This is a genomic window from Olivibacter sp. 47 (genome assembly GCF_030372825.1).
Taxonomy (GTDB): domain Bacteria; phylum Bacteroidota; class Bacteroidia; order Sphingobacteriales; family Sphingobacteriaceae; genus Olivibacter; species Olivibacter oleidegradans.
The window spans coordinates 2991822-3004669 of sequence record NZ_JAUCNR010000001.1 but is presented as its reverse complement, the minus strand read 5'-3'; the positions used below and the strand labels follow the sequence as shown (position 1 = coordinate 3004669).

At 40.5% G+C, this 12848-nt stretch carries 11 protein-coding genes; 7 read left to right on the top strand and 4 right to left on the bottom strand.

Annotated elements, in window-relative coordinates; genetic code table 11:
• Window positions 1–70: 70 nt before the first annotated feature.
• From QT327_RS13010 to QT327_RS12990, 5 genes are all read left to right on the top strand, one after another.
• The gene (locus QT327_RS13010) at window positions 71–904 is read left to right on the top strand and encodes a universal stress protein (protein ID WP_013666661.1); all 834 of its coding nucleotides are present in this window, start codon (window positions 71–73) and stop codon (window positions 902–904) included.
• Between the two features lie 447 nt (window positions 905–1351).
• Window positions 1352–1951, top strand: a complete 600-nt coding sequence (locus QT327_RS13005) for an RNA polymerase sigma-70 factor (protein WP_198140273.1) — start codon at window positions 1352–1354, stop codon at window positions 1949–1951.
• On the top strand, window positions 1948–2946 hold the full coding sequence (locus QT327_RS13000) for a FecR domain-containing protein (RefSeq protein WP_289553041.1): 999 nt from the start codon (window positions 1948–1950) through the stop codon (window positions 2944–2946). Before QT327_RS13005 ends, QT327_RS13000 begins: the two co-directional genes overlap by 4 nt.
• A 77-nt stretch (window positions 2947–3023) precedes the next feature.
• On the top strand, window positions 3024–4634 hold the full coding sequence (locus QT327_RS12995) for an LA_2272 family surface repeat-containing protein (protein WP_130857758.1): 1611 nt from the start codon (window positions 3024–3026) through the stop codon (window positions 4632–4634).
• Between the two features lie 62 nt (window positions 4635–4696).
• Entirely contained in the window at window positions 4697–5782 is a 1086-nt protein-coding gene (locus tag QT327_RS12990) for a hypothetical protein (RefSeq protein ID WP_289553040.1), read from the top strand.
• On the opposite strand, the gene QT327_RS12985 is transcribed toward QT327_RS12990, so the two are convergent.
• On the bottom strand, window positions 5765–6982 hold the full coding sequence (locus QT327_RS12985; protein ID WP_289553038.1) for a PepSY-associated TM helix domain-containing protein: 1218 nt from the start codon (window positions 6980–6982) through the stop codon (window positions 5765–5767). The genes QT327_RS12990 and QT327_RS12985 overlap by 18 nt on opposite strands.
• An 11-nt stretch (window positions 6983–6993) precedes the next feature.
• Window positions 6994–9444, bottom strand: a complete 2451-nt coding sequence (locus QT327_RS12980) for a TonB-dependent receptor (protein WP_130857761.1) — start codon at window positions 9442–9444, stop codon at window positions 6994–6996.
• Between the two features lie 574 nt (window positions 9445–10018).
• Between QT327_RS12980 and QT327_RS12975 the strand changes: the two genes are divergently transcribed.
• A complete protein-coding gene (locus QT327_RS12975) occupies window positions 10019–10546 on the top strand; it encodes a YceI family protein (protein ID WP_130857762.1) in 528 nt (175 codons plus the stop codon).
• 196 nt (window positions 10547–10742) lie between these two features.
• Here the strand turns inward: QT327_RS12975 and QT327_RS12970 are convergent, their stop codons facing one another.
• A complete protein-coding gene (locus QT327_RS12970) occupies window positions 10743–11180 on the bottom strand; it encodes an acetyltransferase (protein ID WP_130857763.1) in 438 nt (145 codons plus the stop codon).
• 98 nt (window positions 11181–11278) lie between these two features.
• Between QT327_RS12970 and QT327_RS12965 the strand changes: the two genes are divergently transcribed.
• Window positions 11279–11968: a helix-turn-helix transcriptional regulator gene (locus QT327_RS12965; RefSeq protein ID WP_130857764.1), complete on the top strand. Its 690-nt coding sequence runs from the start codon at window positions 11279–11281 to the stop codon at window positions 11966–11968.
• Window positions 11969–11988: 20 nt separating this feature from the next.
• Here QT327_RS12965 and QT327_RS12960 read toward each other — a convergent pair whose 3' ends face one another.
• The gene (locus QT327_RS12960; protein ID WP_289553036.1) at window positions 11989–12846 is read right to left on the bottom strand and encodes a nucleoside phosphorylase; all 858 of its coding nucleotides are present in this window, start codon (window positions 12844–12846) and stop codon (window positions 11989–11991) included.
• Window positions 12847–12848: the final 2 nt, after the last annotated feature.

The following is a 12848-nucleotide window of genomic DNA, read 5'->3' as shown; positions in this document are numbered from 1 at the left end:
GACTTGCATATTAACTTAGCTTATTAGTATATTGCTTTAAGTGTTAGCGCTTGAGTTTAAATTTAATTTTATGAAGACGCTTTTAGTACTAACGGATTTTTCTGACGCAGCCACACATGCTGCGAAATACGCTGCTATCTTAGCGAAGCAGTTGAAAATCGCACGTATATTATTATTCAATAAGTTGCCGAGTATTACATCAATTCCCAGCAGTCCGTTGGTAGTAAATAAAACACACGAAACCAAAGAGGAATCGATGACGCATTTAAAGCGATTGGTTAATGAACTGAAATTTTTAAAACATACGGACACCGAATTGACCTACTTAGCAAAAGAAGGTGATTTGGATGAGCTTACCAATGATTTAATCAACAAATATCAGGTGGACTACGTGGTGATGGGTTTAACCGGTAAAAGTAAACTTGAGCAAACCCTAATAGGAAGCAATACCATAAAGATCGCTAAAACTGTCAACCGGCCCCTATTAATTGTGCCCGAGTCTGCAAAGCTTACACCTATCACTAAAATCGCATCGGTGATCGATCTGCAAGATCCTAAACAGGCGCAAACAATAACCAATTTATTGAATCCTTTGCATTTCCATAACCACCTCGAACTCTACGTGCTCAGTCATGAAAGCGAAGGCATACCGCTACAAACCTTGCACAATCATAATTTTACCGCTGTAAAGGAAAAAATTAGTCGATACAATCCCAAGTACTATGCCATCAGCGAAATTGATATTGTAAGGGAAATATTGGAGTTCTCCAAGTCGCATGACATCTCGTTAATCGTCCATATTGAGAAGAAAAGAAACTTTTTTGAAAGCCTCTTCTTAACAGACATTACCGAGCGGATGGCTTATGTAACCCATATACCATTACTTTTAGCAAAGCAGGCGTGAATTAGGCTTTAGGCTTTTAGGCATTAGGCATTAGGCTATAAGCAGTAAGCTTTATAGTAAGCCTTAAGGTATAAGCTATAAGCAGTAAGCTTTAAGCCCACAAAAGCCCATCATCACATCAGCTAACCGACCGTAGGGAGCTCATGAATGCCTTTAAAGTGAACACGAATGAATAATTATCACATTGGCTAATTGGCTCATCATCACATTGGCTAATAAACTACTTTTCTACTCAACCACTCAACTATTTCCCTAATAAAAAAATAATTGAAGCCATAGGGGTAGATGAAGGAACGGTTGTCATAGTAGCAAAGAAGGGAAGCGGAATGAGGAAGGTTATCGGTATTTCATAAAAAAATAGAGGAAGAAAATGATAAACGTGCTAGGATACGCGCAAGAATTGTATATGACAGCGAGTTTATCTAAGTTTGACTTGATATAGCTTATATGCTAACACAATTAAATATGCAGAGCGACAACGTCACGCTTAACCTGTTGCAACAGGGGAATGAAGAAATTTTCGAAAATGTTTTTAAACAGCACTTCAATAGTCTACATGCTTACGCTTTTACAATTTTAAAAGATGCCGTTGCAGCAGAGGAGATCGTACAATCACTTTTTTTAAAACTCTGGGAAAAAAGAGAGAATCTGGACATACGAAGCTCACTAAAATCGTACCTATATCGAGCTACTTACAATGATTGCATGAACACCATTAAGCATTGGCAGGTAAAACAAAGACACCAAGATCATATTACTTATGTAAATGATTTCACCTACGAACATACTGCTAATCAGCTGCATGAAAACGAACTAAAAAGGGAACTTCAAAAGGCCTTAAACGTATTACCGGAAAAATGTCGAACAGTTTTTCAGATGAGTCGCTTTGAGGAGTTAAAGTATCAGGAGATCGCAGACAGACTAGAGATATCGATTAAGACCGTGGAGAATCAAATGGGAAAGGCACTGAAAATATTACGGACGGAATTGGCTGATTATTTGCCGCTTATGGTTTATTGTTTACTAAAATTATTTCTCGGGCAATGAAAGATGAATTACTTATAAAATTCCTTCTTAAGGAAGCATCTCCTGAGGAAGATCAAGATGTACAAGCTTGGCTTGCAGAGGACCAGGCCAACCGGAAAAAGTTTGAACAATTCAAATTGATTTGGGATACCAGCAAGCAGCTTGCGTTGCAGCAACCTATGGACGAAGATATAGCATGGAAAAGGTTTCAACTGCTGAGAGATCAACGCTTTGAAAGACCCCCAGAAGATGTCGACGAGGGCGATTCAATACCACATCTTCAAGAATATCAAGGTAAGGGTACGGGATGGTTAAGGGTAGCGGCAAGCATCCTAGCGGTTATGGGTTTAATGACAGGTATTTACCTTTACATTATAGCACCAAAGCATCCGTATTTGCATAGCATTGAGGTGACGGCTAATGAAACGCCCCTAACCGATACTTTACCGGACGGAACCGTTGTAACACTTAACAGTCATGCTAAACTCAGCTATACCGAAGATTTATTTAACGGCCAACGCAAAGTATATATGTCGGGGGAGGCTTTTTTTGATGTGGCCAGCGACAAGAAACGCCCTTTCAATGTAGCCGTAAAAGATTTGACGATCAACGTACTGGGCACTTCGTTTAATGTAAAAAGCAACAGAAAATTGACGGAGGTTATTGTGGAGACCGGAGCTGTTCAAGTAAGTCGAGAAGATGTAATTATCAAATTAAAGCCAGACGAAAAAGCCATTGCAATGGTAGAACAAAAGGGCCTTAAACAGGAAAAGCAACACGATAAACTGTATGACTACTACAGAAGTAGGATGTTTAAATTAGACGGGACCCCTTTGTGGCGATTTGTAGAAGTACTCAACGAAGTTTATCAAGTGCGGATTGTACCGGAGAATATAGCCACAGGCAATTTGCCAATAACTACTACCTTTGACAATGATTCTTTACCCGGCATCTTGCATACGTTATGTAAAACATTACGATTGGAAATGGAAAAAATGGTAAAACAATTATATTAAAAAAAGAAACGTTATAATATAACATAATCGCTATCCCCTTGGAGAACCAATTATTGCATTCTTGTAAAAGCCTGCTATTGACATTCGTATTGTCTTTAGCGGGTTTCACCGCTTTTAGTCAAAACTATCTTTTTAAGCCGGTTAAACTTCATGTGAGCCAACAAAAACTTGTAACCGTACTGGAAGATATCGGAAGGCAAGGTGGCTTTCATTTTTCTTATAGCAGCGGCATTATCCGAAGTGACAGTTTGGTTAGCATCCAGCATTTCAATGGCGACGTAAAGACGGCACTCAATACATTACTGGGTGATAGTTACGAATATCAAGAGAGTCCGAATCATTTAATTATCCGTCCGGCTCCATTTCGTTTAACGCTCATGCCTGAAGAATTGGGCGAAGGAAAAAAAATATATACCATTAAAGGCTATGTAGTGGATGAAAAAACCGGAGCAGGAATCCATAATGCCAGCGTTTATGAAAAACGGCTACTCGTGGGAACGATGACCGATAGAAAGGGTTATTTTAAATTAAAGCTGAAAACCAAGGACGGAAATCCCATGATTTTAACGGTTAGCAAAGAACTTTACAAAGATACCACCACCGTTTTCTTGCCTACCGTCAACCTAGGAAAAAACATCAATAGTAGTGGGCATTATGGATATATGGGAGATGGGGAAGAATCTGTCTCCAATACCGCGCTCGCTCGTTTATTTTTAAGTTCTAAACAAAAGCTAAATGCATTAAATCTGGGAAACTTTTTCGCCTATACCCCCGTACAGGTTTCGCTAACTCCCGGCTTAAGCTCACATGGCATGATGAGTGGTCAGGTCGTCAACAAGTTCTCGGCTAATCTCATTGGTGGTTACACCGCGGGAGTCAATGGCGTAGAGTTGGCTGGAATATTCAATATCGATCGCTATCACGTGAAATATGTTCAGGCGGCGGGTGCTGTCAATATGGTAGGGGGTAATATGTCGGGGGTTCAACTCTCCGGAATTTATAATACGGTTATTGATAGCTTAAAGGGTTTTCAAGCCGCCGGCGTCTTTAACTTTGTTAAAAAACATGCAAATGGCGTTCAATTGGCCGGCATAATGAACTATGCTGAGGAACTAAGGGGCGTACAAATTGCCGGAATTCTCAATAGGACGAAAACGAACCACGGCTTACAATTTGGTTTAATAAATATGGCTGATACCTCTTCGGGAATCAGCATTGGATTGGTTAATATTTCAAAAAACGGAATGAAACGACTGAGTGTATCAAGTAATGAGGTCCTGTATACCAATCTGGCATTTAAAAGTGGAAACGCAAATTTATACAGCATTCTTTCTGCGGGCTACGGAAGCTGGAATGGTGAGCAAACTTTTGCTACGGGCTTCGGATTGGGGCATGAGTTTAGAAGAAGAAATCAAGATAATTATTTTGCGGTAGAACTTTTGAGCCAGCAATTACACCGATCAGTCTATGAAAACGTGAGCAGTTGGACTAAGATGAATATCCTTTACAATTATTCTTTAGGTCAAAAAACAAAATTGTACGTTGCGCCAACGATTAATTTCCTTAGCAAGAATAAACAGGTTATTGAAAACGCACAAGACATTCCTTCGGCCGGATATCCATACCTTCTAAACAAAGAACGCTTTAAATGGTGGGTAGGACTTGAATTGGGTGTTGCTTTTTTCTAAAAAGAATAGGGGGGAAGTCTAGCTAGCTTGTCATTAGTTAAACGAAGATAATGACAAGATTTATGGAAAGAAAACTATTTAGCTACAAACAGACCCTGCTGGCACTTACTTTATTAATAGTAGGATCTTTTAACCTCTCTGCTCAAGAAGATAGCCCTGCTCACGTAGGCATCATATATCCATTAAGTACCCATGGTGGCAAAGCAGCCAATTATAGCAACACCATTAGCTTACATGCTATAGCAGGTCTATCTGGTGGAGAGAAAGCGTTCGCATTATATGGTGTTGCCGGAATTGTTAAGGGCAATGCTTCCGGATTGCAAGCTTCCGGTGTATTCAACCAGGTTTCCGGCACGCTCCATGGCGTACAGTTAGCCGGTGCCGTCAATTTAGCAGGCGATGCAGCTAAGGGTTATCAATTTGCGGGCTTGTTCAACCAAAGTAGGGGAAATGTTCATCTACAATTGGGCGGTGTGCTCAATACAGCGATTTCTACCAAGGGCTTGCAAGCAAGTGGTGTAAGCAACAGGAGCAAGCAAATGGATGGTGTGCAGATGGCAGGACTTTACAATCAGGCTGACAACGTAAAGGGTGTCCAAATAGCTGGGGTCATCAACAAAGCAAAAAACGTAAGGGGCATACAATTCGGGGTGCTGAATATCGCGGATAGCAGCGATTATACCCTCGGCTTGGTGAATATCGTGAAAAATGGGGAAAAGAGTATCCGCATTGGAATAGATGAAGATCTGTCGACTTTTGCCAGCTTCCGCTCCGGTGGCCAAATTTTATATGGAATCCTCGGAATTGGGTTCAATCCGCAATATGAGGCCATTCGCTACGGCGTAGAAGGAGGTATCGGTGCGAATCTGTTAAATCGAACCAACTTTAGGCTCGCTGCTGAAATCTCATCCATCACGCTAACTGATTTTGATGGCAATTACTTTAATAAAAATGGTTTACGTATTCTACCTTCCATCAAAATAGGACCTAATATATATCTATATGGCGGTCCATCGATTAATTACATCAATACTGATAATGAGGATGGCAAAAAGCTGGTTAAAATGAAAATTTGGGACAAGCAGAACAGCAAAGATTATCAAGCGCTGAATGTAGGCTTTACCGCAGGTCTACAGCTGGTACTGTAAATCGTTTTCCTTTGGTGGTATGGCCGGCCTGCTTTTTCGCTTCCGGCCATACCATATAATAAAGCCTGTGACCGGTAAAGAAGCGGCAATTAGGCTAGCGATAAAAGCGAGGATTTTCCCGGGTAAACCTAAAATGGCGCCTACATGAATATCGTAATTCATAGCAATAAGCTTCTCACCATTGTTTTTCTCTGCGTAATTACGACGATAAAGTCTTTTCCCTGTATACTGATCTAGTTGTATTTCGTCTGTGTTATAATAGAGCTCTGCGCCTCGATAACCAGCTGCATAGATTACACCTTCTTTGCCGAAAGCCGGTGATAAACCAATACGATCATACCCTTTATCAAATTCCTTATTGGCCGTAGCGAATGCAACATCCAATGGGGAAAGTACGGCGACTGCTGTGGTATCCGACTGTTTCGTAACAAAGGGCGGTGGTGTGGTTGATTGCGAAGCGGTTACATAAACCGCCGTTTCGAACCACTTCATGGCCCAAACCATTCCTGTTAATGCCAAAATCAGTGTAATTAGCAAGGCATAAAAACCGGGCACATTATGTAAATCGTAATTCAGGCGCTTAAATCCTGCTTTCCATTTGATCTTGAAGCTCTTATTGACATTCGATTTTTTTAGATTTTTAGGCCACCATAATACTAAACCTGTTATTAAAAGAATGACGAATAGGAGTGTAGCATATCCTACGATTGGCTGACCATAGGGTGTATTCAGCAGCAAACTCCAATGGATATATTTCACAATGGTAAAAAATTCCCTGGTGTAATCAATACGACCGGTAATCTCACCGGTGTAGGGATTGATAAATACGGATTCGTAACAGTTAATGGCGCCGAAAAAGGTGAGGGCTTGTTGGTTGCCCGCCTCATAACACATGAACTCCCATGCTTTCTCCGGTGCGCGATAGCTTGTGATATAGGTTGCCGACTTGCCCAGCGCTTTGTCAGCAGTTGCTTGTAAACTACTTAAGGGCAGCACCTTTGCGTTTTCCGGCACTTCAACATAAAACTTGTCGCGATGAATCAGGTTGCTAATTTCATGTTGGAAGACAAAAAGACAACCCGTAATGGCTACAATAAAAACAATGATGCCTGAAATCAAACCGAGCCATAAATGCAGAAATGCAGCGATTTTTTTGATCGCTCCTTTTTTCTTCTTTGCTTTCGTCTTACCATGTGCCATTAACCCGATATTTAGAATTTATACGTTAAATTAGCCAAAAAGCTTCTCGGCATCTGCGGTTCGATCGTTGTCCACCCTTTAAAGTATTCCTTATCAGTCAAGTTATCCATCTTTAATCCGATCCTAAATTTAGGATGATCATAAAAAACAGAGGCATTCAACACCGTATATCCCGGCAAAGTAAAAGTACCGGTCAGCAAATCGTTGGTAATAATATTCTCGCTGGCAGAATTGCCGCCGAAACCTAAACCAATCCCTTTAATTGCTCCTTGATGAAAACGATAACTAACCCAGTAATTAAGCAAATGTTTGGGGCCTGCCGAAACAGGTCGGCGATCATTAACATTCACATCGGCATTGGTAATTTTACTGGTATTATTACTATAGCCGAAAATAATATTCAAGCCCTCTACCGGACGTGCAGTTAAGTCCAATTCAAAGCCTCGTGACAACTGTGTACCATTCTGAACGGTGATGTTGTATGTAGTGTCATCTCTGATGATTGATTCAGTTCGCGTAATATTTTTAACGGATATATCATAGTAACTGGCAGTAAAGCTCAATCGATTATCCAGTACATCCAATTTAACGCCGCCTTCCCATTGATTAGCTTGCTGCGGTTTAAACGTATTGGGTATATCCGGGAGCGGTTGCGTAACCGGAGCCACATTCCGAAAGCCATTCATATAATTGGCAAAAATCGATATTTGGTTAGGGATCACTTGGTACACGACACCAAATTTCGGTGAAACAGCCGTCTGTCCATAGTCGCCCGTTACCACACCTGTATTTAAGTTCTCCGTTCCACCGCTCTGAAAGCGATCGACGCGCACACTCGCCATGGCGATCAACTGATCGGTTATATTAAGTACGTTAGACAAGTAAGCTCCGTATACATTACTGCTGGCGCGATTGTAGGTATAAGAACCGGTACTGGCGGCCAGTCGCTCATCAATTGCCTCCTTATTGTAATTGTAGTAATTTGGATCATCAATACTCGAATTCAGTCGATCAAAAACAATATAAGGAGCATTATTATTTTTATTCACCTGTCTTAGGTAGTCTAAACCAAAAACCAAACGATTCCGTAAACCACCAATCTTAAAGTCGCCCGTAAAATTCTGCTGAATATTAATCACTTCACTTACTGCGTTTTGTTTGGTAACATAACGGCTCAATATCGTGTCGTTTGCAATGGTGCCTAACCGTTCATTATCAACATCCGTATACATCACATACTGATAATAACCATCGGTTTTTCTTCGGTTATAATTGACTTGGGTTCTAGATGTCCATTGATCGGATATCTTATACAAAGCTTGTCCTCTTAGATTAATTGTAGGGGTTTTAAACGTTACATCATCATGTGTATATGACCGATTATAATCAAATTGTAATTCGTCCGGTGTATTTGCATGGAGAGGTCGTGTTCTATTCAGAAAAATCATTAGCGGGTTTGTTCCTTCATAATGATATAATTCAGCATCTAAGTTCAAAGTCAATCGACTAGTAGCTCGATATTCCAGTGAAGGTGCGATGAAAAATGATTTCCTGAACCCCGCATCCTGAAAACTGTTTTGCTTATGATATGCCGCATTTACACGTCCTAATAGATTCTTTTTTTGATTGAGCGGACCGTACAAATCTAAGGTTGCCCGATGTTGAGCATAATTGCCTATGGTGTAAGAAACTTCTCCACCTACCGTATCCAAGGGTCTTTTAGTAACGATATTGATCAGACCTCCAAAATTAACCAGTGCTCCACCATATAACGTGCCCGACGGCCCTTTGACCACCTCTATTTGCTCGATATTAGCGGGGTCTAAATCGCCATTGGTCAGTGCAGCAACTCCATTAATCAAATTTGGCTGTGTAGAAAAGCCCCTTAAGGTGAAGTACGCGGCCCCATCGCCGCTTCTACCGGTCGAACTCCATAGCTTATCTAATCCTGAGCTATTTTTTAACGCATCGTTAAAGTTTGTGACTATTTGATCTCTCAGCACTTCTTTGGTAATCGTCGTATAAACTTGGGGGTTTTCGAGGTTATTAAGCGGTAGTTTGGAGACAAAATTGCTTTTTCTTCTCGTATACGGATTAGCGCCTACACCATTAACCACCACCTCGCTGAGCGTGGCGGCACTTTCTGTTAAGATGATCGTCTGTACATCCACTTCAAGGTCGTCCACCTTAATTTGCAACTCTTGGGTATTCAATCCTAAGGCCGTTACGCGAAGTGTGTAAGAGCCGAAAGGGACTTGCTTGATCTCATAGTGTCCATCAACATCGGTCGATGCGCCACGATTTAAACCTTTTAAGGTAACGGAAACGCCTTCAGCACCTTTACCGTCAGCGGTCAACACCACCCCCTTTAGGTTAGCAATCTGTTGTGCTTGAATAATTGATGGTAGAAATAAGGATTGAATAGTGACAAATAAAACAGTTAGGTAGGAGAGCGGTCTCATTCTTATTTGGACTTTATCTAAATTTCTGCAAAGAAAAGAACTAAAACCTGAAAATACAATTCTTATTAAAAATTATTCTAAAGAAGAGTTGGGGAGGGGGAAGTGGAGTAGTTAAGTAGTGGAGTAGGGAAGTAGTTTATTAGTCAATGGGATAATTATTCATTCGTGTTCACTTTAAAGGCATTCATGAGCTCCCTACGGTCGGTTAGCTGATGTGATGATTAGCCAATTAGCCAATGAATGATTAGCCGATGTGATGATTAGCCAATTAGCCAATGGGATGATTAGCCGATGTGATGATTAGCCAATTAGCCAATGGGATGATTAGCTAACGTTATCATGGGCTGATTGCTGATTTCCGATAGCTTAAAGCTTACTGCTTATAGCTTATACCTTAAAACTTACTATAAAGCTTACTGCTTATAGCCTAAAACCTAATGCCTAATGCCTAACACCTAAAACCTAATGACTAAACCGTCATAGCAATTTCACAATAAATGTTTAAACATTAATTTAATATTAAAGTATTTATCTTTGATTCATCAAGACAGAAATGTATTAAAAATTTAAAAATATGGCAACAACATGGGTAGTAGATCCTGTACATTCGGATGTACAGTTCAAGATCAAACATTTGGTAATCTCCACCGTTACCGGTGCGTTTAATCAATTTGACGGTCAAGCGACAGCAACAGATGGTTTTGAAGAGGTAACAGCGAATTTTAGAATTGATGTAAAAAGCATAGACACTAAAAATGCTGATCGCGATAACCATTTAAGAACCGGTGATTTTTTTGATGCAGATAGCCATCCTGAAATTTCGTTTAACTCCACTTCTTGGAGAAAGATTGGGGATGATGAATTTGAATTAATGGGTGACTTAACGATGAAAGGAATAACTAAACCTGTTACGCTTAAAGCTGAATTTGGCGGGATTGAAAAAGATGCTTACGGCAATACCAAAGCGGGCTTTGAAATTACCGGAAAAATTATCCGTAAGGACTTCGGTCTTACTTACAATGCACTAACTGAAACAGGAGGCCTTGCTCTTGGTGAAGACATCAAATTAGTGAGCAATATACAGCTTGCAAAACAAGCATAATTGTTGACGGTAAAACAATGTAAGAAAGTGTTTAAAGGTAGTTAACACCTAAAAAAAGTGTCATTGCGAGCGGTCAGTTTTTTAACAAAAACAAAGGAGCCCAAAGGACGATTTAGTTATATCCTCGCTCTGTAGGACTCGAAGGTCATTGCGAGGAACGATGGTGATGGACTTTTTAGACACTTTTTTTATATTATTAAACATTTCCCCATTCCATACTTAAGATGGGATAGGGTTTTCCTGCATCATCTACAGCGGTACGGCCGACAACCACAAAACCCATATGCTTGTAAAAGCCGACCGCTTGCTGATTCTGCTCATTGACATCAACGGTTCTTGCATCCTTTTCATCCAAGGCATACTGCACTAATTTTTTACCTATTCCGATCCCGCGTTTGGTTGCATCTATAAATAGCATTTGGATGGCTTGGCCGGAGATCCCAATGAAGCCGGTTAGTATGCCATCTTGCCTGATGTGACCGTATAAATCTACTGAGTCGAGGTATTTATTATAAATCAGTTCTTTATAATACAAAATATCTTCTTCTTTAAGAAAATGATGAGTCGCTCTTACCGCACTTTCCCAAATCTCCATGACACGTTCATAGTCGTGCCGGGTTAAACTTTTAATCATCGCTATTGGCTAAATTTCAAAGATAAACTTTTACTTATCTTAAATGACTTTTTTCTATACTTGTCAATCTTTTTCTAGAATTAGGTTCTCGAACTCACATGAATAGAATCGACAGACTTTTTGGTATTGTAACGTTACTTCAGTCACGCAGATATGTCGGAGTAGAGGCGATCGCGGAAAAATTTGAAATTAGCACCCGAACAGTTTACCGAGATATCCGAGCAATTAATGAGCAAGGTATTCCTATCAGTTTTGAAGCGAACAAAGGTTATTATATTGTTCAAGGCTACTTTCTGCCACCGATATCTTTCACAAATGACGAAGCCAATGCACTGATCCTTATGGAACGTTTTCTAGCGGGTTTCGCTGATCGTTCTATACAAAAACACTATACCGCAGCATTAAACAAAGTCAAAAATGTAATGCGAGGTCAACAAAAAGAGCAATTGGAGTTCCTGAACGAGCATATTAAATTACAAATTCCATCCCGCCTCCAAAATGATTTTGAATATTTATCCACCATTCAGCATGCCATCACCAATAAATCAATCTTGCGTATCGATTATGAAAAGGAAAATGGTGAGCGAAGTTGTCGTGAAGTGGAAGCAATCGGACTTATTTTTTACGCCTTTAGCTGGCATCTCATCGCTTGGTGCCACCTTCGCCATGAGTATCGCGACTTCAGGGTATCAAGAATTAAAAAGTTGTTTGATCTAAAATGTCCTTTCAGAAAATCAGATCACATGCCAGTGGCTGACTTTATGAAGAAGCTACCTGTGGATTATTAGCTAAAAGTCGTATCCGGGACTTAGAAATGCGCTAATACTAAACGTATTGCCTTTTCAACGGTCTTCTGCGGTTCTTTGCTAAAGACGGCCTCTAAGCGACTTGCCAATATCGCATTTACGGAAATCGCTTGATGGCCCAACGATTTAGCTAAGCCATATATACCCGCTGTTTCCATCTCTAAGTTGGCGATGCGCATTCCCTTATAACGGAAGGAACAAAGCTTGTTTAACAAATTCGTTTGGTGTTGTTCTGCACGTGTAACTCGCCCCTGCGGTGCATAGAACCCCGGAGCCGTCAAAGTGATTCCTTGCGGAACGCCTTTGGCCAGTTGATGCAACAAATTGTCGGAACAAGCAGCCACATAGGGATGTATATATTGGGTTGATAAATGCGTTTGAAAGGCCGTCTGCAATTCCAATTCAACCGCAGCTTCTTCTTTTCGATAATAATGCAACAGCGGATCGAGCCCGATACCGAAAGTGGATATCAAAATGGAATCTAAAGGAATATCATTGTGTAGGGCACCTGATGTGCCAATCCTTATGATATTCAATGATCGTAACTGCGATTTAACTGTACGACTACGCAGATCGATATTTACCAAAGCGTCGAGCTCATTTAATACAATATCGATATTATCTGTGCCGATTCCTGTTGAGATAACACTCAGCCTATTTTGTCCCACATAACCGGTATGTGTAATAAATTCTCGTTTACCTTTCTTCACTTCAATCCGATCAAAGTACTTGCTTACTTGACCAACACGGTCAGGATCGCCTACGGTAATAATGGTATCGCCCAAATCTTCAGGCAATAAATTCAAGTGGTAAACGCTGCCATCGGCATTCAATATAAGATCGGTATCCGTCATCTTCATAT